The sequence below is a fragment of the Chroococcidiopsis cubana SAG 39.79 genome (genome assembly GCF_003991895.1).
Taxonomy (GTDB): domain Bacteria; phylum Cyanobacteriota; class Cyanobacteriia; order Cyanobacteriales; family Chroococcidiopsidaceae; genus Chroococcidiopsis; species Chroococcidiopsis thermalis.
In genome coordinates this window covers 40,066-60,454 of record NZ_RSCK01000028.1, presented here as the reverse complement: position 1 = coordinate 60,454, position 20,389 = coordinate 40,066, and the positions used below count along the sequence as shown (strand labels likewise).

The 20,389-nt window shown below is 44.1% G+C and carries 15 protein-coding genes and 2 pseudogenes; 10 read left to right on the top strand and 7 right to left on the bottom strand.

Features of this window, described 5'->3' with window-relative positions:
* Positions 1-2 precede the first annotated feature (2 nt).
* A pseudogene (locus tag DSM107010_RS42990) lies at positions 3-113 on the bottom strand (M48 family peptidase); the annotation flags it as partial.
* A 135-nt stretch (positions 114-248) separates the two neighbouring features.
* Here DSM107010_RS42990 and DSM107010_RS17690 point away from each other — a divergent pair.
* The 3 genes from DSM107010_RS17690 to DSM107010_RS17680 all read left to right on the top strand — a co-directional run bounded on the left by DSM107010_RS17690 (position 249) and on the right by DSM107010_RS17680 (position 3,386).
* On the top strand, positions 249-2,384 hold the full coding sequence (locus tag DSM107010_RS17690; RefSeq protein ID WP_106166244.1) for a cation:proton antiporter: 2,136 nt from the start codon (positions 249-251) through the stop codon (positions 2,382-2,384).
* Positions 2,385-2,562: 178 nt separating this feature from the next.
* A complete protein-coding gene (locus DSM107010_RS17685; RefSeq protein WP_106166243.1) occupies positions 2,563-3,090 on the top strand; it encodes a hypothetical protein in 528 nt (175 codons plus the stop codon).
* Positions 3,091-3,203: 113 nt separating this feature from the next.
* A complete protein-coding gene (locus tag DSM107010_RS17680) occupies positions 3,204-3,386 on the top strand; it encodes a hypothetical protein (RefSeq protein ID WP_015154755.1) in 183 nt (60 codons plus the stop codon).
* 115 nt (positions 3,387-3,501) lie between these two features.
* On the opposite strand, the gene DSM107010_RS17675 is transcribed toward DSM107010_RS17680, so the two are convergent.
* The 5 genes and pseudogenes from DSM107010_RS17675 to DSM107010_RS17655 all read right to left on the bottom strand — a co-directional run.
* Positions 3,502-3,912: a response regulator transcription factor gene (locus DSM107010_RS17675; RefSeq protein ID WP_015154756.1), complete on the bottom strand. Its 411-nt coding sequence runs from the start codon at positions 3,910-3,912 to the stop codon at positions 3,502-3,504.
* Positions 3,913-4,147: 235 nt separating this feature from the next.
* On the bottom strand, positions 4,148-6,319 hold the full coding sequence (ppk1, locus tag DSM107010_RS17670; protein ID WP_106166242.1) for a polyphosphate kinase 1: 2,172 nt from the start codon (positions 6,317-6,319) through the stop codon (positions 4,148-4,150).
* A 38-nt stretch (positions 6,320-6,357) separates the two neighbouring features.
* Positions 6,358-6,582: a hypothetical protein gene (locus tag DSM107010_RS17665; protein ID WP_106166241.1), complete on the bottom strand. Its 225-nt coding sequence runs from the start codon at positions 6,580-6,582 to the stop codon at positions 6,358-6,360.
* A 150-nt stretch (positions 6,583-6,732) separates the two neighbouring features.
* The gene (locus DSM107010_RS17660) at positions 6,733-7,662 is read right to left on the bottom strand and encodes an N-6 DNA methylase (RefSeq protein ID WP_106166240.1); all 930 of its coding nucleotides are present in this window, start codon (positions 7,660-7,662) and stop codon (positions 6,733-6,735) included.
* Positions 7,659-7,856 (bottom strand): annotated as a pseudogene (locus tag DSM107010_RS17655) (restriction endonuclease); the annotation flags it as partial. The pseudogene DSM107010_RS17655 and the gene DSM107010_RS17660, both read right to left, overlap by 4 nt.
* 357 nt (positions 7,857-8,213) lie before the next feature.
* Here DSM107010_RS17655 and DSM107010_RS17650 point away from each other — a divergent pair.
* From DSM107010_RS17650 to hisB, 3 genes are all read left to right on the top strand, one after another.
* Complete coding sequence (locus DSM107010_RS17650) at positions 8,214-10,304, top strand: sensor histidine kinase (protein ID WP_106166239.1); 2,091 nt, start codon at positions 8,214-8,216, stop codon at positions 10,302-10,304.
* A 342-nt stretch (positions 10,305-10,646) separates the two neighbouring features.
* Positions 10,647-12,386, top strand: a complete 1,740-nt coding sequence (locus DSM107010_RS17645; RefSeq protein ID WP_015154760.1) for a polysaccharide biosynthesis/export family protein — start codon at positions 10,647-10,649, stop codon at positions 12,384-12,386.
* Between the two features lie 299 nt (positions 12,387-12,685).
* Positions 12,686-13,318 carry an imidazoleglycerol-phosphate dehydratase HisB gene (gene hisB, locus DSM107010_RS17640; protein ID WP_015154761.1) on the top strand — a complete coding sequence of 211 codons (633 nt, stop codon included), beginning with the start codon at positions 12,686-12,688 and terminating at the stop codon, positions 13,316-13,318.
* 39 nt (positions 13,319-13,357) lie between these two features.
* Here the strand turns inward: hisB and DSM107010_RS17635 are convergent, their stop codons facing one another.
* Positions 13,358-14,164, bottom strand: a complete 807-nt coding sequence (locus DSM107010_RS17635; RefSeq protein ID WP_106218320.1) for a mechanosensitive ion channel family protein — start codon at positions 14,162-14,164, stop codon at positions 13,358-13,360.
* Between the two features lie 855 nt (positions 14,165-15,019).
* Between DSM107010_RS17635 and DSM107010_RS17630 the strand changes: the two genes are divergently transcribed.
* The 4 genes from DSM107010_RS17630 (at position 15,020) to DSM107010_RS17615 (ending at position 20,311) form a co-directional block, all read left to right on the top strand.
* Positions 15,020-16,480: a folate/biopterin family MFS transporter gene (locus DSM107010_RS17630; RefSeq protein WP_106170767.1), complete on the top strand. Its 1,461-nt coding sequence runs from the start codon at positions 15,020-15,022 to the stop codon at positions 16,478-16,480.
* A gap of 213 nt (positions 16,481-16,693) precedes the next feature.
* On the top strand, positions 16,694-18,181 hold the full coding sequence (locus DSM107010_RS17625; protein WP_127023485.1) for a carotenoid oxygenase family protein: 1,488 nt from the start codon (positions 16,694-16,696) through the stop codon (positions 18,179-18,181).
* 2 nt (positions 18,182-18,183) lie between these two features.
* On the top strand, positions 18,184-18,372 hold the full coding sequence (locus DSM107010_RS17620; protein WP_015154765.1) for a DUF4089 domain-containing protein: 189 nt from the start codon (positions 18,184-18,186) through the stop codon (positions 18,370-18,372).
* 100 nt (positions 18,373-18,472) lie between these two features.
* Entirely contained in the window at positions 18,473-20,311 is a 1,839-nt protein-coding gene (locus DSM107010_RS17615) for a serine/threonine-protein kinase (protein WP_127023482.1), read from the top strand.
* The last annotated feature ends 78 nt before the right edge of the window (positions 20,312-20,389 follow it).

The following is a 20,389-nucleotide window of genomic DNA, read 5'->3' as shown; positions in this document are numbered from 1 at the left end:
TCAGCGTAACCAGCCTTTGTTAAAGCTTGCAGTCCGACATCATCGGCTTCAAATTCAGCTTGACGACTGTTAGGACGGCGCAGTGCTACTTCTACACCAATGTTAACTGCCTGGAGATTAGACTAGTTTTCGGTGCGAAACCTAGTCTAATCTCCAGTCCAAAATCTAAAATCCAAAATTCAAAATTAGTTGACACTACAGAGATGATTAAAAGATCATCGTAGGGGCATCTGCTGCTGGAGGAAGTTATGCACGCAGTCATTCTCGTTTTAATTGAAGTGCTGATCGTCATAGCACTCTCGCGGATTGTGGGAATGGGATGCCGCTGGATCAAGCAACCGCTGGTCATAGGTGAAATCATCGCGGGAATTATGCTTGGTCCCTCGCTATTTGGTTTAATTGCCCCAGATCTTGCCGCAGCATTGTTTCCCTCTGAAACACTTCCTTACTTAAACGTGCTGTCTCAGATCGGACTGATATTTTTCATGTTTTTGATTGGCTTAGAGCTAAATCCTAAATACTTGAGCGGACAGTTAGATATAGCAATTCTTACTTCTCACGTCAGTATTTTAGTGCCTTTTTCTTTAGGGACGCTCTCAGCCATCATCCTCTATCCTCTAGTCTCTGATGGGAGTGTTTCCTTTACTGCCTTTGCTTTGTTCTTAGGCGCAGCAATGTCAATTACGGCATTTCCCGTCTTAGCGCGGATTATTACCGAAAATAACTTACAGCGATCGCGCTTGGGAACTTTGGCACTGACGTGCGCCGCAGTAGATGATGTCACGGCTTGGTGCGTTTTGGCAGTGGCGATCGCAGTTGCAAAAGAGGGTGATTTTGTCAAGGCTATCCCGACAATTATTGCCGCGATCGTCTACATAGGCTTGATGGTGACAGCAGGGCGCTGGTGTTTACGGTATCTTGCCAAACTCTTTCATCGTACCGGACGTTTGACGCAATTGCTCTTAGCTTGCATTTACATGGGAGTGGTAATCTCTGCTTTAATTACCGAAGTCATTGGTATCCACTTGATTTTTGGGGCGTTCTTAGTCGGTGCAGTCATGCCCAAAGATCACGATCTGGTGCGGGAGATTGCCCAAAAGACAGAAGACTTCGTTTTAATCTTTTTACTCCCCGTCTTTTTTGCCTACAGCGGGATCAGAACCCAAATTGGCTTGCTCAATCGCCCGGAATTATGGCTGTTGTGTTTATTAGTTTTGGTAGTGGCGATCGCCGGAAAGTACATCGGTACTTATGTAGCGGCGCGTGTCAGTGGCATCGATAAACGAGAAGCATCAGCCTTGGGTTGGTTAATGAATACCCGTGGCTTGACAGAGTTGATCGTCCTCAACATTGGTTTGAGCTTAGGTGTCATCTCGCCTTTACTGTTTACCATGCTGGTGATTATGGCATTGGTGACAACGTTTATGACCTCACCACTGCTGGAATGGACGTATCCGAAGCGACTGATTAAATTAGATTTGGTAGAACCAGAACCACCACAAGCAGGTGATATAGAGCCTGTAACTCCGGCGTATAGAATTTTAGTCCCAGTCGCAAATCCCAGTACTCAACAAGGACTATTGCAATTAGCAGCAGCGATCGCTGGCGGGCGATCGGCTGCTGCGATCGTCCATCCGCTCAGTTTGATCGAAATCGAAGAAGACTACGCTTTCCAAAGCACGCCAGAAGCCGCTGACCGGTTAATTCAAGAGCGCTATCAACAGCTAGAAGAATTAATCCAAACTTTAGAACCACCGTCAATTCGTTCTCTGATTCATCCCATCGTTCGCGTCAGCAACGACGTTGCTAGAGCGACAACCGAGATTGCCAAACTTGACAGCGTTAGTTTAATCGTTGTCGGTTGGCATCGTCCGGCTTTTAGTAACAACCGATTAGGTGGACGTGTCGGTCAAATTCTCAGCCTTGCTCCAGTAGACGTAGCCGTATACATCGATCGCGACAAACAAAACTTAGAATCGCTGCTAGTGCCTTATATTGGCAATATTCACGACGACTTAGCATTAGTCATCGCCCTGCGGCTGCTAGCGAATTGCGACACGGCATGTTTGTCAGTGCTGCAAGCAACACCAGCGCCAAGCGAGTTCAGTAACGAGTTACGCAACATCATGCAACAACTGCCGCAGAAAGTGCGCGATCGCATTTCTATAATCCAACCAAAAGAAACTTCCGAACCGATTCTCGCAGTCGTAGAAGCATCAGCCCGTGTCGATTTAACTATAGTTGGCATGAGTCGCGCTTGGGGAATTGAACGACAAACTCTAGGCAGGTACACAGATGAATTAGCAATCCAGTGTCAATCTTCTTTACTAATTGCCCGTCGCCACAGTCAAGTCAGTTCTCACCTTGATGTTATTAGTGGTTAGTGACTGGTGGCTAGTGACTAGATAAAAATTCGGTGACTAGCTATTCATAAATAACAAATGACCAATGACGAATGACAAGTAACTTAGTGGTTAGTGACTGGTGGCTAGTGACTAGATAAAAATTCGGTGACTAGCTATTCATAAATAACAAATGACCAATGACGAATGACAAGTAACAATGAAAAACCATTTCAATCTCAAATCTTTAGCTTTTTACGGTGTTGCAATTAGTTCGGTTTTACTGTTATTTAAAGTTGTTTCTGCCTATGGGGAGGCTAATCTTAAAGCACAAACATCAATCCAAGGGCGTTATCTGTTGTCTCTCGACCAAAATTTACCTGATTGTTTGGAATTATCAAACTTGGTGTTAGACATACAGCAATCTGGTATTTACTTAAACGGGTCTTTATTGTTAGCAGAGAGTAGTTCGCATAAGGCTAGGGTTGGAGAAAAAAGACCGACTCTCACAGGAAAACTAAGCGATCGCACCTTGCAATTAACTGGTAATGTCCCTTTAGCGACAATCTGTCGCCGACCTGTAGCAGCAGTTGTAAATGCGATCGCAATTTCTAGTCAGTTTCAGTCAGAAAGGATAGAAGGTAAACTCGATATAGGTACGACAGCTAGAGAAATTGCTTTTACTGCCAAACGACTAGAATCTGGTGAATCAAATAGTCGGGAGTCGGGAGTCGGGAGTCGGGAGTAGGGGAGCTTCAGGTGCAGATGAGATGAAACAACTTCTACTTTTAACTTTTAACTTTTGACTTTTAACTTTTGATTTCTACTACAATAAGGGCAGAATCAAACAAGGACTCAACGATGGATATTGAAACTTTGAAAGCAAGAATTGTGTTAGTTGAAGAAAAACGCGAATCATTGTTGCGCTTGTTAGAACAACCTAACTTAGGTACGCTCAGAATAGATGTCAATCAAGCTTTAGAAGAAATGGACGACTTACTTGATGAATTTAAGCGCACTTTTCCTGACAACGCGACTAACTAATCTATTATTTGCCCCCCTTCTAAACAAAAAGCACCGGAAGCCGATTTCTAGAATCGCTTTCCAGTGCTAACAAATCTTCTTGCCCGCTACAAACTCATCTTTTTCAAACCATTGTTTACGAGCGATTTATTTCTTGTTGTTGTTTTAATTCTTTAATGATGTTGATTAGTTCTGGAGTAGCGATGTCTTTCTTGCAGATTGCATCAAAGCAGGCAATTGCTTGACGGTCGTGGAGTTTTGGATCTTCTACAGAAGAATAGGCGATAATTTGAGTTTCTGGCTGAATATCTTTAATCTTGGCAGCAGCACTCCAACCATCCATAACTGGCATTTGCAAGTCAAGCACAATCGCATCTGGATGAAAGCGCTGCGTCATTTCTACAGCTTCTTTGCCGTTACTGGCTAATCCTACTAGTTCTAAATTTTCCTGGTGAGCGATCGCTAGCTTCAGAGTGAGACGAGTAAGTTCGTGATCGTCTACAACCAAGACTCTGACAATGGAAGGTTCGCAAGATAACATCAGCATTTTAAACCGAATAAGATTACCAGGGCGGACGATTATAAATTATTGATTTTCACAGTATATTTTTGTTCGAGGTAAAATTACCTCTGTCCTATGGTGGAATGTAGGGAGGACTGTTGATAGTTAATGGTTGATAGTTGTTGATTGTTAGTAAGAGACAAGGGAGACAAGGGAGACAAGGAAGACAAGGAAGACGATTCAATTCATAATTAAACCACGCATCATGCACCACTCATACCTAGTCATTGGTTGTCCCTGGGTTGAGAGCCATTTCCATAAATATTTTCTGAGAACTCGATTGGGGAGTATTAGGGGCAGGACGGCGCTGAATGTAACGTCCGTCAGGCTGTAAGTCCCAAGCTTGGCGATTATCGGCAAGCATGACTCCGAGAATTTCTTGTAAATCTTTGGCAAGATGGCGATCGTCAATTGGGGTGACAGCCTCAACCCGGCGATCGAGATTGCGTGGCATCCAATCAGCACTGCCGATATAAATCTCTTCTTCCCCATTGTTGTGGAAATAGAAAATACGGGAGTGTTCTAAAAAGCGCCCAACGATACTTATAACACGAATATTCTCGCTTACTTCCTTAAGTCCGGGTAGCAAACAGCACATTCCTCGGATAATTAGATCGATTTGCACGCCAGCGCGAGAGGCTTCGTAGAGGGTAGCAATAATTTGCGGATCGACCAAAGCATTCATTTTCGCTACGATCCGACCAGTACCACCATTTCTACAACACTCAGTTTCGCGCTTAATTAAAGCCACCATGCGATCGCGCAAATTAACTGGTGCAACCAATAGCTTGCGATATGATTGTTGGCGCGAATATCCAGTTAAGTAATTAAATAAGTCTGTCAGATCGGCTCCCAATTCTTCCCGACAGCTAAAGAGTCCCATGTCAGTATAAATTCTGGCTGTTTTGGGATTATAATTACCAGTGCCGATATGGACGTAACGTCGGATGCGATCTGTTTCCCGCCGCACGACCATAACGATTTTCGAGTGGGTTTTCAGTCCGACAACGCCATAGACTACGTGAACTCCAGCTTTTTCTAACCGTCGCGCCCAGTAAATGTTATTCTCTTCGTCAAACCGCGCTTTGAGTTCCATTAACACTGCGACTTGTTTACCGTTTTCAGCGGCGGCGATCAAAGCGTTAAGAATGGGGGAATCGCCAGAGGTGCGATACAGCGTCATTTTAATCGCTAAAACATCCGGGTCGTGAGCCGCACTACTAATAAACCGCAGTACGGTGGAGGAAAAAGAATGATATGGGTGGTGAACTAAAGCATCCTTTTCTCGAATCAGGCTGAAAAAATCAGTTCCTTCTTCAGTATCTGCTAAAGCAGGATTGAGGCGTTGCAAGCGTGGAGGAACGACGGATTTCCAAGGTGGATCTTTCAGTTCTGGTAGCGGTAATGCCATAAATGACATTAAATCTCCTAGTCCCAATATGCCATCAATTTCATAAACTGCCCTTTCTTCTAAATCGAGTTCTCGTAAGAGTCTATTACGTACTAGGTCTGGCATTTGAGAGTGAATTTCGAGCCTAACTGCCGATCCACCAATACGGCGCTTGCGCAGTTCTTGTTCGATCGCCAGTAATAAATCGTCGGCTTCGTCTTCTTCCAGTTCTATGTCAGCGTCGCGGGTAATCCGAAACAGGTGATATTCTAAAATATTCATCCCTGGAAACAAGGATTCTAAGTTATGGGCGATCGCTTGTTCTAGAGGTACTCCCGTCCAATGCGCGGGTTTGTCATGGTGTTGTACCCGCAGTTCTTCTGGAAGCGGTAAAAATCGCGGTAAGACTTTTGGCACTTTCACCCGTGCAAATAATTCTTCTTCCGTCACTGGATTTTTCATGACTACAGCTAAATTCAAGCTGAGATTAGAAATGTGGGGAAAGGGGTGACTCGGATCTACAGCTAGGGGGGTGAGGACGGGAAATATTTGTTCGTCGAAGTAATGTTCCAGGTACGTCCGCTGTTCCTGGTTCAAGTCCATGTAGTCTAAAATATAAATTCCTTCTCGCGCTAAAGCTGGTCTGAGGACTTGCTCGAAATGACGGTGTTGTTGCGTTACCAAGGGACGCAGGCGTTGAGAAATTGCTTCTAGCTGTTCTTCTGGGGTGCGTCCGTCTGGACTGAGTTTGCTGACTTTAGCCGCTAGTTGCTGGCGTAAAGCTGCTACACGCACCATAAAGAATTCATCTAAGTTAGAGCTGAAGATTGCTAAGAACTTCAATCGTTCTAGTAAAGGCGATCGCGGGTCGCAAGCTTCATGTAAAACTCTATTATTAAACTCTAACCAGCTCAACTCGCGATTGAAGTAGTATTGCGGATCTGTGAAATTAATTTCAGTAGCAATTTCTTGTGTAGTGGTTGTTTTTTTAGTTCTAGGCATAGAAGTTTTGGCTGCAAAGCTAGAATGGTGACGCTACTTTATAGAGGATAGTCAACTCCGAACGCCTCGTCTTCTATCCCCCGCCACCATTCTCCCAGATTCATCAATCCTTGGTGTATGTCTGCCAACTCTTTAGCATATTCCTCTGGGGTGAGTGAGTGCGATCGCTCTTGCAGCTTCTTCAGGCGCAATTGCAATAGCAGCCAGGGTTTAGATATACCATCTGTACTTTCGATGTAGCGCGCTAGTTCTTCACTATTCATGAGTTTTAATTGTAATTTAACCAAATGGTAATAAATTTTTAACTCTGTTGAGATGTTAGCGCCTAGAGGCGATCGCTCCAGATCGGATAGTATGTGTCAATTAAATTTAAGTAGCTCAAGTCCTACATCCGTTTATTTCTGCTAATGCTTTCAAATTAAGACAATAATTTCTCCTAAACCATTGATAAACATGCTATCTATTTTACGAAGTTCCATCACGCTCGAACAATCATGCTTAATGCCAGAGCGCCACTTTATAATAGCGTTTGGATCGTACAACATGCTTAGTTTTTGAAAAGAGTCTAAATCTTTAATGAGGATGTTGTTATCATATCCTATGCGACATGAAGTTTGGCTTTCTAAACTGCTAAATACATCACAATAATAGTTTCGCGAATTCAAATCAAATTTACATACTAATAAACAGGCTTCAACATTTGCATTAAAATATTTTTTGGTATCTATTTTGTATGTCGAGCAGCTAGCAAGATTTAATCCTTTAGCATGAATGTAATTCAATATTTTTCTTGAAACAGAAGATTTGCAAAGCATTGCTAGATAGCCGCCATCTTTCTGTAGCCAGTGAATTGTCTGAATCAGCATCCATTCAGAAATATCAAAGTTACTCTTACCTGTAATCGCATCTAAACCAGTATATTTTTGAAAATTCGTTTTTTTGGGCAAGTTCCTACCATCTATTGTTCCTTGTTGTGAGTTTGTTACCCAAGGAAAATTACCTATTATCAGTACCTTTTCATTAAATTTTTCTATCAAAGGTATCCAGTCATATTGAAAAAAATCTCCAGCTATAATCTCAATTCTCTCATCTTCAATAAGCTGTTGATTTACTTGCAATATTTGTAAATAGCTCTGATTGACTTCAACTCCAATAATTTTATTTGTTAACTTAAAGGAACGTACGGTTGCTTCTAGAAAACTTCCAACTCCACAAGTTGGCTCTATAATAAGATCGGGATCGATCTTAAGCTCTAGCAATTTCTGACATACTAAATTGGCTAGTTCCAGAGTTGTCTGAAAATCTCCGTACTCTATTTTTGCTTTCTGACTGTTTGAAATCATAAGTTAGATCTGTAAACAGCAATTACGCCTTCTTCTTTGCCAGCACGCTCAATTATTCTGCTGTACTGAAGTCGCCATTGCAAAGCATTAGAAATAGTCAAAAATCCTTGTGCGGGTAGATTGATTAATATTTCATCTGCAATATTGGCTACTTCAATTTCATCAACAGGTAGATTTCGATCCGACATAATAGCGGTAGAGCAAAGAGTTTCTACGGTCAAAATTGACATATTTACAACTGGCGATCGCGTTCAATATTATACAATAACGAGTCTTAAAGTATGATACTCTTCAAAATCAAAAATCGTTAAACTTGATAATTGTTACTATGCTAAAACCCGATCGCGAACTAGAAATATTTTATGTTCAAGATCGACAAGCATGCCGAGAATACAACTGTTAAACAATAAAGTAAAAAATCCTGAAGTTTGCGCTTTTGTTTGTAAAATAACTTAACTAGTTACTAAACATTTAAGTGGTTGTGGCGTTCTTTACTTAAAATTTACCAACTCAAAAGGGAATAATAAGCTACAACTAGCGAAATTTTATTCATGAAACTGCTTTCACGCTTTGGGTGGCTGAGAACCGCAAACGGGCTATTTCACCCAACCTCTAGAAGAATGCCCATGCAATTAGTATTGGCAGTACCATTTATGCTGCACATAGTAGCAACAGTTGGATTAGTTGGCTATTTTTCTTTCAAAAACGGTCAGCAAACAGTCGATCGCCTCGCCGATCGCATAATAGATAAAGCTGGCGATCGCATTCAAGATCGTCTCTCTGCTTATTTTGCAATTCCCAAACAAATTAATCAAATTAATTTAGATGCAGCTGAGCTAGGTTTACTCGACTTAAAAGACTTCGATCTCACCGGACATTACTTTTGGAAGCAAATGCAAGTCTTCAATGTTGGTTATATTAATTATGCCAACATCCAAGGCGAATTTATTGGTGTAGAGCGTCTCAATAACGGTGATTTACTCATAAATGAAACTCTGAAAACATCGCCTAGTCACCAATCTGTTTATACTACAGACAAGTGGGGAAATCGCCAAAACCTGAAGGAAATAGTTCACACTATCCAACCAGTACAACAGGAGAGTTGGTATGCAGATGCAGTGAAAGCAGGTAAACCCGTGTGGAGTTCAATTTATCAGTGGCGAGATAAACCAGAAGTTTTATCAATTTCTTCTAGCTATCCCGTTCGCGATCGCCAACAAAAGCTTATAGGTGTTATTGGAGTCGATTTGATTCTGTCACAAATTAGCGATTATTTACATCAATTACCAGTCAGTTCTTCAGAACAGATTTTTATTATCGAACAGAATGGCTTATTAGTAGCTAGTTCTAGTTCCGATCGACCATTTGCGATCGTCGATCGCCAAGCAAGAAGAATACATGCAGCTGATAGTCCCGATCCGATAATCCGACAAACTACAAAATTTTTACTCAGAAAATTCAACAATCTAAACTTACTTGAAGTCGAGCAACATTTCGAGCTTAAAATTACAGGAGTGCGGCAATTTGTTTGTATTAAACCTTGGAAAGATAACTATGGATTGAACTGGTTAATTGCGATCGTCGTGCCTGAATCGGATTTCATGCAGGACATTCACGATAATAACCGCACAACATTTGTGCTATGTTTGACAGCTTTACTTATCACAACTGTACTTAGCGCGATTACATCCCGCTGGATTACAATGCCAATTCGACGCTTGAGCCGAGCAAGTCAAGTATTAGCGCAACAAGCTGCTATCGGAGATTTTACGAATACTGATTTTAACCGACAATCTGTGGAAAGTATTGACGAACTCGCGGTACTTTCTGACTCATTCAATCAAATGGCAGCTCAATTACAAATATCTTTTACTGAAATTACTAATAAAAATGTAGAAATCGAGCAAGCCTTAGTGAAAGAAAAAGAACTAGGCGAACTTAAATCTCGTTTTGTTAGCATAACTTCTCATGAATTCCGTACCCCTTTAACAGCAATTTTATCCTCTGCTGAATTACTAGAAGACTATGGTGCAATTTGGCACGAAGAGAAAAAAATCTACCATTTACAGCGGATTCAAACTCAGGTTAAGCACATGACTTCTCTCTTAAATGACGTGCTAGTGATGGGTAAAGCCGAAGCGGGAAAATTAGAATGTCAACCGACTTCAATAGATTTATTTCAGTGGTGCCGCAGTTTGGTTGAAGAAATCCAATTGATAACAAAAACCCATACAATTGTATTTCATTCTCAAGGAAAAGCAGAGATTGTACAAATGGATGAAAAGCTATTGCGACACATTTTTACTAATCTGCTATCTAATGCGATTAAATATTCTCCAACTGCAACTGAAGTTCATTTTGATTTGCTCTGGGAACCAAATCAAATTCTATTTCAAGTTCGCGATCGCGGAATTGGTATTCCTGCTTCAGATCGCCAGAATTTATTTGACTCGTTTCATCGTGCTACAAACGTAGGCAATATTGCAGGAACGGGTTTGGGATTAGCAATTGTGAAAAAAGCTGTCGAAACTCACCAGGGACAAATTTGGTTTGAAACACAAGTTGGTATGGGAACTAAATTTATTGTCGCGATTCCCTTGGTCAGTTATCAGTTATCAGTTATCAGTGAAGAAAGGGTGTAGTAGGGTGTAGGGTGTAGTGAATCTTAATTGCGAATTGTGAATTGCGTAACGCTCCGCTTCGCCTTTGGCTAACACGTAGCTTGCGAGTATCGTAGGGGTAGTGTAGCGCAGCGTAAGAGTGTGAATTGATAGTTGCTTCCCTGCTTTCTGTTGTGCGATCGCGACTGCTCTTTGGCTCAGCTAGTAAGAGCGTATTTTTTATAGCGTTTTTTGATAACGTTAAATGAAGTTTTACAAAGCTTGCCTAAGTGTGGCATAATCCACTCTCAAGTTCGCTCATATCGATCTTGCATACTTATACTGAATATCTAGTGAATTCCATATCTGGCAACAAAACATAAAATGGTGAAGTCTAGAAAACAGCAAGAAATTGCTTATATTTCCGCACAGAAATCTACACGTATGTCTAAAGCAATTACCAAGCCAGTTGCAGGTTTAACACTTTTTGCTCTAGTGGCGATGGCTTGCCCAGCGCCAATAAAAGCGCAAGAAACAACCAGTCCCGCTAGCCCAACACGTACTCTTCCGTCTTTACCAACAACCAAACCCGCAGCTCAACCAAATGTAGCACCAAGTAATAATACAGCTCCAACCACTACCCCAGTAGCGCCAAGCAACAATACGGCTCCAACCACTACTCCAGTAGCGCCAGGAAATAATGCAGCTCCACTTCCCAATGTAGCTCCAGCAAACGCTCCGGCGACAGCTCCAGCAGCCAACCAACCCGCCCAAACACCAGTAGATTATGCTCTTGGAGGCGGCGATCGCATCCGCATCAACGTGTTTGAAGTGCCGGAATATACCGGAGATTATCAGATTCCCCCTGGTGGTCAGTTGTTCTTGCCTCTGGTCGGACCTGTAGACATTTTAGGGTTAACCCAGGCAGAAGCAGCAGATGCGATCGCGGCAAAATACTCTCGCTACTTAAAGCGTCCTCTAGTCACAGTGAGTCTAATTTCCCCACGCCCAATTAACGTTGTGATTGCGGGTGAAGTTGTTCGTCCTGGCTCGTATACTGTGGGCTTGCAAGGTGGTGCAGGCGATAATCCAGGGGTACAATATCCTACGATTGTTGGCGCGTTGACTTTAGCAGAGGGAGTCACCCTAGCAGCCGATCTGAGGCAAGTGCAGCTTAAGCGCAAGCAGGGACTGGGACCGGAGCGAATTATCAATCTGGATCTGATGGAACTAGTGAGAAAAGGTACTTTGCCACAAGACATCACTTTACGGGATGGCGATACAGTCTTCGTACCAACGGCGACTGAAGTGAATATGGCAGATATTCGCGCCTTTTCTAATGCTAGCTTTGCTATGGCTTCCAACCGTCCCCGTACCGTCACAGTTGTAGGTGAAGTTAACCGTCCTGGTTCTTACGTAATTATTGGGGGTGGAACTGCTGCTGCTGCTGCAACTACCCCAGGTAACACCCAAGGAGGGGGCGGCGGAGCTATTGATGGCGGCGGAGGTGCTGGTGGTGGTTTGCCCACAGTCTCACGGGCGATTCAGCTAGCTGGCGGAATTACAAGTTCGGCTGACGTGCGAAACATTCAAATCCGTCGTCCGACCAGAAATGGCGGCGAACAAAAGATGACCGTGAGTTTCTGGAAATTGCTGCAAGGAGATCCCAACCAAGATACGATCGTTCAAGAAGGTGACACTGTCGTCGTTTCGACGGCAACAAACATCAGCCCAGCAGATGCTACTGCCTTAGCAGATGCCAGTTTTTCTCCAGCGACAATTCAAGTTAGCGTTGTGGGAGAAGTCAAAACACCAGGACTAGTCAACTTGCAGCCCAATACGCCGCTTAACCAAGCGCTGTTGACAGCAGGAGGATTTGATAACGCCCGTGCTAGAAGGGGTTCGGCAGATTTAATTCGTCTCAATCCTGATGGTACGGTTACGAGTCGCCGAGTCAAGCTTGATTTTTCTAAAGGAATCAACGACGAAAATAACCCAACTATGCGTGACAACGACATTATTGTCGTCAGACGTAACAGTGCGGCGGGGGTTGGTGACGCAATTGGCGCTGTATTTGGACCTGTCTTAAGTCCGGTGCTAGGAATCGTGAATATCTTGAGATAACGTTTTGAAATAACGTTTAGTTCGATCGCGGGTAGGGTGCGCTTACCATTTCACTAAAACTATGCTATGGAAGATCCCCCCTAGTCCCCCTTGATAAGGGGGGTTGGGGGGATCTCTTTTGTCGTAGTCAAAGAGGAAATTGGTACTGACATCGCACCCTAATTGTTTTGTGTAGTAGCAACATTGACCTATTAACGCTAAATCCGATGAATGGCTAGAACTATTAACAGTAAGATGAAAGAAGTAAAAATGGAATCCGATCGCTTTACTTCCCGCTCCCTACTCCCTAAATTTCAGTCATGCAGATTAGCCATCGCCCCTCAATTAACGAAGTCACATTTGCCGCACGGACTGCTTCTGTCCGCCGGACTACAGGCGAAACCGATGTCCAAGTAACGCTGAATTTAGATGGAACGGGTAAATGCACTGCGGCGACGGGAATTCCATTTTTAGACCACATGCTGCATCAAATAGCCTCCCACGGACTATTCGATTTGGAAGTCAAGGCGACTGGCGATATTGAAATTGACGACCACCACACGAATGAAGATGTGGGAATTACCCTCGGACAAGCTTTTCACCAGGCTTTAGGCGATCGCAAGGGCATAATCCGGTTTGGGCATTTTCTCGCCCCCCTGGATGAGGCATTGATTCAGGTTGCTTTAGATTTTTCCGGTCGTCCTCATCTCAGTTACGGACTGCAAATTCCCACCCAACGAGTGGGAACCTATGATACTCAATTGGTGCGGGAATTCTTTGTAGCACTGGTTAACCACAGTCAAATGACGCTGCATATTCGTCAACTCGACGGAATTAACTCTCACCATATTATTGAAGCAACTTTTAAAGCTTTGGCGCGATCGCTGCGCATGGCTGTAGAAATCGATCCGCGTCGGGCTGGGAATATTCCCAGTTCTAAAGGCGTGTTGTAATTATTGTAGAAACGTTGCGTGCAACGTCTCTACAAATCTCTAATTATTCCGAATGGCGTAAAGTTGTTCTGGCGCGGAAAATCCAGCTTCGCCAAAGCTGTCGCGGATCAGGCGGTTGGTATCAAAATAAACCTGCCAGTAGTCGGCATTATTGCAGTAAGGACGCACTGCTAACACGGGACCCGCTAAATTAAATTCTAAGATTTCTACATCTGGGGCAGGATTAGAAAGAACGTTGGGAATTCGACTCAGCCGTTCTTTTAACATAGCGATCGCGGCATTATGATCTGTGTTGTGGTTGAGTTGAGCCACGAGATCGACGCGACGATAAGTATTTGCCGAAAAGTTTTGAATATTGTCGGAAAAGATTTTGTTGTTGCCTACAACCGTTTGTACGTTGTCTAGAGTGTTAATCGTGGTGGCAAACAAACCAATTTCCTGCACGGTTCCCGTCACGCCGCCAGCAGTAATGAAGTCACCTACCTTAAAGGGTCGCAGAATCATGAGAAACGCACCTGCGGCAAAATTCGCTAACAGTCCACTCCAAGCTGCACCAATCGCCACACCAGCCGCCGCTAGTAAAGCTGCAAAAGAGGTGGTTTCAATGCCAAAAAAGCCCAAAATTGCCACGACTAAAATAATATTCAGCGTGACTTTAACCGTAGCTACTAAGTAGCTCAAAATTGTTTTATCAACTTTTTGGTGCTTGAGGCTGCGGGATAAAAGGCTAGCCGCAACGTTAATCAACCATCGACCAACAATCCAGAAAACAATTGCCCCAATGAGCTTCAACCCTACTTGAGTTAGTGTTTGCGAAGCTGTCTGCACAATTTGCGCTATGTCCATATTTTGTATTAAGAAAAAATTTGATGACTATCCAAACAGACTTAGGTTTTCGTCTTGGCTAGATATTCCCATGTCATCTCTCTGCGGGTATACTTATTCAACTTTTTTTAAGAAATAGTAAATTTGTGAGTTAAATTTCTGTTTAAAAATAAATTTATAGATGGCAACAAATGCAGAATTTCTATTTCAAAATAGTAATAATATCGAGCGTATAGCCATGCTTCTGTGCGATCTGTGTCTATATTTGCGACACGAAAAGCAGCTTTTATAGTAGTTCTTGAAACACTGATATTTTATGTGTAATAACAGCTACTCTTGAACAGTTGATTCTAAGTGTAAATCAGGTGTTTTTGCCAATATGTTCGTATCTGTTTCCTAATTCATAGCAATTTTTAATTGGATACAATACACGTCTGGTAGGGGCGCACAGCTGTGCGCCCCTACAAATGTCATCTACACAATCGAGAATTGCTATCAACTGATGTTCTTCTTCGTATAAAATCTCAGGCGAAGTCAAGTTTTGGCAGCATCGCCCCTCCTTTCGGACAACTCAAAATTCGCTGGCGATCGATCGCCGCACTGTAATTATCAAGGGCTGAAACCGATCGTTTCAATCGTTAAATCTTCAACTCTGGAGTAGTATTGGCGACGATGAAGTTGGGTTTGAGTTCAGGAAACCACCCCGCCGTTTAGTTTTGTAGTATGGGTAGCACGGGTAAACTATGGATATCCGCAAAAGTACAGCCGCGATTCTGTCGTACTCGTACTGCTGCGATCGCCTCACCGACAGCTAACATCTTCAAAGTAGATATGATATAAAAGTCGATAAATCTTAAAGTTTATTTATTTTAATCAATGCTGATTTCCGCGTCTGGCTTGTCCAAGGTAAAAGACTCGTTAAAAGAAAAGATTTTCTTCGGTCAAGAACCCAGTACGGAGTTAATTGCAATCCTGACTGTCTACTTCGTTCAGGGAATTCTAGGCTTAGCCCGCCTTGCTGTCAGCTTTTTCTTCAAGGATGAACTGGGATTGAGTCCAGCCGAAGTCTCGTCCTTATTAGGCATTGTGGCGCTTCCCTGGATTATTAAACCAGTATTTGGGTTTGTCTCTGATGGTTTACCCATTTTTGGCTATCGCCGCCGTCCTTACCTGATCTTATCGGGAATTTTAGGGGCGATTTCCTGGGTGAGTATGGCGACAGTCGTACATACGCCAATGGCAGCTGTAGGAGCGATCGCGCTAGGCTCTTTATCGGTTGCCGTCAGCGACGTGATTGTAGACTCTTTAGTGGTAGAACGAGCAAGAGTCGAATCTCAAGCTGATGCGGGTTCGCTGCAATCTCTATGTTGGGGAACTTCAGCCTTTGGTGGTTTAATTACAGCTTATTTCAGCGGTTGGCTGCTAGAACATTTCACCACCCGCACGGTATTTTTGATTACGGCAACTTTTCCCCTCATAGTTTCTTTCATTGCTTGGTTTATTACCGAAGTTCCAGTCAGCAAAACAAATGACTCGCAAGCGTTTGCCAACTGGTCTAGTGTCAGCACTCAAATTAAACAACTACGACAAGCGATCGCCCAAAGAACAATTTGGCTTCCTACCGCCTTTATTTTTCTCTGGCAAGCCACTCCCACGGCTGATGCAGCCTTCTTTTTCTTCACCACCAACGAATTAGGGTTTGAACCAGAATTTCTAGGTAGGGTACGTCTGGTGACGAGTATCGCTTCCCTCGTTGGCGTGTGGATTTTTCAGCGCTTCCTCAAAGGTGTATCTTTCCGCGTCATTTTTGGTTGGAGTACTTTACTTTCAGCCGTCCTGGGTATGAGTATGCTGCTATTAGTTACTCATACCAACCGCAGTTTAGGAATTGACGATCGCTGGTTTAGCTTAGGCGATAGTCTTGTCCTCACGGTGATGGGACAAATTGCCTACATGCCTGTTTTGGTGTTGGCAGCAAGGCTTTGCCCCCCAGGAGTAGAAGCAACCTTGTTTGCCTTGTTGATGTCTGTATCAAATCTTGCCTCCCTAGCTTCTTATCAAATGGGAGCGATTTTGATGCGGTGGTTTGGCATTTCTCAGAATAACTTCGATTTGCTCTGGCTTCTGGTAGTCATTACTAACTTATCAACGCTTTTACCCCTGCCATTTTTAAACTGGCTGCCCGCTAAAGAAGAAATTACTGCTGCTAGCGGTCAACCTGCGATCGCCCCAGATGCAACTAACAATAAAGAGATCGGGCAAACTTTGCTACCTAACTTGTCAGAGTTAGTACCATCTTCTTTGCGACAAGAACCAGTCGAAGAACCTGCCGAGTGACGGATGAAAGATGAATGCTGCATGATGAATTATGAAGTTATAGTCATAATTTGTAATTTATCTTGACTTGATTTTTGTATCTGTACGGGTTAGGCATTTTTTTGCTCGATCCCCGGACGTGCGGGTTTTCCAAAACAAACCTCGCTCCGAACAGAGATTTTGAGTAAACCCGCCCCTACCGACTCCCGACTCCCGACTCCCGACTCCCTAACTATGCAACTTCACGAACGCGCCACAACAGTTTCTCCTAAGTCATACCAGCGCCACGATTGGCAGCGAGGATACGAATCGCTCAAACAAGAATACGACTATTCAATTGATGATGTCGAAGGGGAAATCCCTCCTGAACTGTGCGGGACACTATTCCGCAATGGTCCCGGCTTATTGGATATCAACGGACAGCCAGTTCACCACCCCTTTGATGGCGATGGTATGATTAGCGCGATCGCATTTCGTGACGGTCGCGCCCACTTCCGCAATCGCTACATTCGTACAGAAGCGTATGTAGAGGAACAAAAAGCTGGAAAAATTTTGTATCGCGGTGTCTTTGGTACGCAAAAACCTGGCGGCTGGTTGGCAAATGCCTTTGATTTCAAACTCAAGAATATTGCCAATACTAACGTGATCTACTGGGGTGGCAAGCTGTTGGCACTGTGGGAAGCAGCAGAACCCCATCGCCTCGATCCTCACAATCTGGAAACCTTGGGAAAAGATTTTCTGGACGGTGTGATCGCAGAAGGCGATCCTTTTGCAGCACATCCTCGCCTCGATCCGAGTTGTGACATGGACGGCGGTGAACCTTGCTTGGTGAATTTCTCCCTCAAGGTTGGTTTATCTACCACAGTTACCATTTTTGAACTGAATCCCGCCGGAAAAGTTATTCGCCAGCACGCCCATAGTATTCCTGGGTTTGCCTTCATTCACGATTTCGCTATTACTCCTAACTACTGCATTCTTTTCCAAAACCCCGTTGCTTTTAACCCAATACCTTTTACATTAGGATTAAGAGGGGCAGCAGAGTGTATCAAGTTCCAACCTCACCAAAAAACACGGATTGTCCTAATTCCCCGCCATCCTAAAGAGTCGGTTCAGATTTTAGAAACTCACGCTGGGTTTGTGTTTCACCACGCCAACGCTTTTGAACAAGATGGGGAAATTGTTGTTGATTCAATTTGCTACGAGTCTTTCCCCGAGGTCGAACCAGCTAGCGATTTCAAGCAAGTAGATTTTGATGCGCTCAAGCCTGGGCAATTGTGGCGCTTTCATCTCAACTTACAAGAGAAAACAGTATCGCGAGAACTTATAGAGCCGAGATGTTGCGAATTTCCTAGCATCCACAAGGATAAAGTCGGTAGACCTTATCGCTATCTCTTTATGGGTGCGGCGCATGAATCGACTGGAAATGCACCTTTGCAAGCAATTCTCAAAATCGATTTAGAATCTGGAGAACGGCAACTTTGGAGTGCTGCGCCGCGTGGCTTTATCAGCGAACCGATTTTTGTCCCTCGTCCTGACTCGACGCTAGAAGATGATGGCTGGGTGCTGAGTGTGGTTTATGATTCTACCCACCACCGTTCTGATGTGGTAATTTTGGATGGTCGGGATTTGAATAAAGGGGCGATCGCGACTTTACATCTCAAGCACCATATTCCCTACGGACTGCACGGTAATTTTGCCCCAGATTGCACGATCGCTAGTTAATCATGGACGAGCAGCAGTTAGATTTAGCTGAATATGTCGATCGCATGGCGCTGGTGTTGGATTTACCAATTCCAGCCGCTTATCGGTCGGGAGTGGTAGATAATTTTGCCAAGATAAAAGCGATCGCCCAGATCGTCAATGATTTTGCTATACCAGAAGATATTGAAGCGGCTACAGTATTTGAACCCTAATCGACTGAGGTGTTTCTTTTGGTAGCAGATGATCTCTGAATAAATAGCTACTGTAGAGTTATGGCATTCGAGCAGTATAAAAACTGCTAGTAAACTTTCCATGACAACTGCGCTACTCAATAATCGCTATCAAACAATTAAGTTACTGGGAGCAGGAGGATTTGGCGAAACTTTTCTGGCAGCAGATACATATTTGCCGTCTCGCCGTCCTTGCGTAGTCAAGCAACTCAAACCCGTAGCAAACGATTTGCAACTGTATCAAATCATTCAAGACAGATTCCAGCGTGAGGCTGCGACCTTAGAAGCTTTGAGTGCAGGTAGCGATCAAATTCCCAAGTTGTACGCCTACTTTAGCGAAAACGGACAGTTTTACCTGATTCAGGAGTGGATTGAGGGCGAAACTCTCACCAAAAAAGTTACCTCTGAAGGGGTGCTGAGCGAAGCATCTGTCTGGAAAATCTTAGTGAGTCTACTTAAAGTCCTACATTACGTCCACAGTAAGGGAATTATTTATCGCGATATTAAGCCGGACAATATTATTTTGCGTCAACCGGACTGCCAGCCAGTCATGATTGATTTTGGTGCGGTCAAGGAAACAATGGCAACGGCGATCGCGGCTCAAGGTAGATCGATTTATACAATGGTGCTGGGGACTCCTGGCTTCATGGCTCCAGAACAAGCCGTAGGGCGACCGATCTACGCCAGCGATATTTACAGTTTGGGCATGACAGCAATTTATCTTTTGACTGGTAAGTTGCCACAAGAGTTAGAGGTTGACCCCCATACCGAAAGAGTTATCTGGCAGCAGTACGCGGCAAACGTGAGTCCTAGTTTAGCAGCGGTACTGAATAAAGCAGTTGAGTATCAGCCACGCGATCGCTACTCAACTGCGATTAAAATGCTTAACGATTTGCAATCTGTAGATACTATATCCTCGCGCCAGGAAGTCGATCGAGATGCGATCGCTCCCCCTCACCAGCAGACTTTAGAAACTCGAACTCTCCCCCCTCCTACAATTCGACAGAGTTCGGGCAAAAAGCAGAAATATCTTATTTTTGGTGGGTTGCTCATTGGTGGATTGCTAAGTACTGCTACAGTTTTTAGTTTCATTCCCCAGCCAGCACCGCGATCGTCCGTATTGCCAGTATCGCCACCTGCCCCTGTGTCGGTAGATCTTCCCGTCCCAACGGATAGATCCCCCCAACCCCCCTTACAAAGGGGGGCGACAGAGCAAAACTCTCCCGCTAGTCCCGTAGCTGCTAGATCCCCCCAACCCCCCTTGCAAAGGGGGGCGACAGAGCGAGAATCTCCCGCTAGTCCCGTAGCTGCTAGATCCCCCCAGCCCCCCTTGCAAAGGGGGGCGACAGAGCGAGAATCTCCCGCTAGTCCCGTAGCTGCTAGATCCCCCCAACCCCCCTTGCAAAGGGGGGCGACAGAGCGAGAATCTCCACAACCCCTCTTACAAAAGGGGGCGACAGAGCGAGAATCTCCACAACCCCCCGCTGTGTTAAGGGGGGCTAGGGGGGATCGAGATCGAGATATACCTGGATTTCCGATTGGTACTACTGAAAATGTAGTCAAAGCAGCATTAGGCAAGCCTACAAAAACGAGTAGAGGTCTTTGGGTTAATACCCGTGCGGCGATTTACGATATCGAGCCAGAACGCATCACGCTCGGTTATTTATTCGATCGCACTTCTGGACGGCTGCGTCAAACTGAAGTCTCTTTTGCTCAGTCAGTCGCGCCGGAAACTATGCAAGCAACACTACAGCGAATGTTACGCGAACAGACCGCACCTGAAATTATCAACGGATTGCAACAAGTTTATCAGCGTCAGACTAACAGATATTCTTTTCGCCAAGGTCAACTAAAAGGAGCGATCGAACGAAACAGCCGCGATCGCATTTACATCGGCATCTGGGATGCAAATTTACATTGAAATAATATTAAAACAAATGTAGAGACGTTCCATGGAACGTCTCTACAGATGGCGAGCGAAAACCCCCTTAAAAAGGGG

Bases quoted from the DNA above. Each gene is read 5' to 3' on its own strand.
- DSM107010_RS17630 (WP_106170767.1), top strand. From the start codon at position 15,020: ATGCTGATTTCCGCGTCTGGCTTGTCCAAGGTAAAAGACTCGTTAAAA.
- DSM107010_RS17625 (WP_127023485.1), top strand. From the start codon at position 16,694: ATGCAACTTCACGAACGCGCCACAACAGTTTCTCCTAAGTCATACCAG.
- DSM107010_RS17685 (WP_106166243.1), top strand. From the start codon at position 2,563: ATGAAAAACCATTTCAATCTCAAATCTTTAGCTTTTTACGGTGTTGCA.
- hisB (WP_015154761.1), top strand. From the start codon at position 12,686: ATGCAGATTAGCCATCGCCCCTCAATTAACGAAGTCACATTTGCCGCA.
- DSM107010_RS17645 (WP_015154760.1), top strand. From the start codon at position 10,647: ATGGTGAAGTCTAGAAAACAGCAAGAAATTGCTTATATTTCCGCACAG.
- DSM107010_RS17635 (WP_106218320.1), bottom strand. From the start codon at position 14,164: ATGGACATAGCGCAAATTGTGCAGACAGCTTCGCAAACACTAACTCAA.
- DSM107010_RS17665 (WP_106166241.1), bottom strand. From the start codon at position 6,582: ATGAATAGTGAAGAACTAGCGCGCTACATCGAAAGTACAGATGGTATA.
- ppk1 (WP_106166242.1), bottom strand. From the start codon at position 6,319: ATGCCTAGAACTAAAAAAACAACCACTACACAAGAAATTGCTACTGAA.
- DSM107010_RS17675 (WP_015154756.1), bottom strand. From the start codon at position 3,912: ATGCTGATGTTATCTTGCGAACCTTCCATTGTCAGAGTCTTGGTTGTA.
- DSM107010_RS17615 (WP_127023482.1), top strand. From the start codon at position 18,473: ATGACAACTGCGCTACTCAATAATCGCTATCAAACAATTAAGTTACTG.
- DSM107010_RS17680 (WP_015154755.1), top strand. From the start codon at position 3,204: ATGGATATTGAAACTTTGAAAGCAAGAATTGTGTTAGTTGAAGAAAAA.
- DSM107010_RS17620 (WP_015154765.1), top strand. From the start codon at position 18,184: ATGGACGAGCAGCAGTTAGATTTAGCTGAATATGTCGATCGCATGGCG.
- DSM107010_RS17650 (WP_106166239.1), top strand. From the start codon at position 8,214: ATGAAACTGCTTTCACGCTTTGGGTGGCTGAGAACCGCAAACGGGCTA.
- DSM107010_RS17660 (WP_106166240.1), bottom strand. From the start codon at position 7,662: ATGATTTCAAACAGTCAGAAAGCAAAAATAGAGTACGGAGATTTTCAG.
- DSM107010_RS17690 (WP_106166244.1), top strand. From the start codon at position 249: ATGCACGCAGTCATTCTCGTTTTAATTGAAGTGCTGATCGTCATAGCA.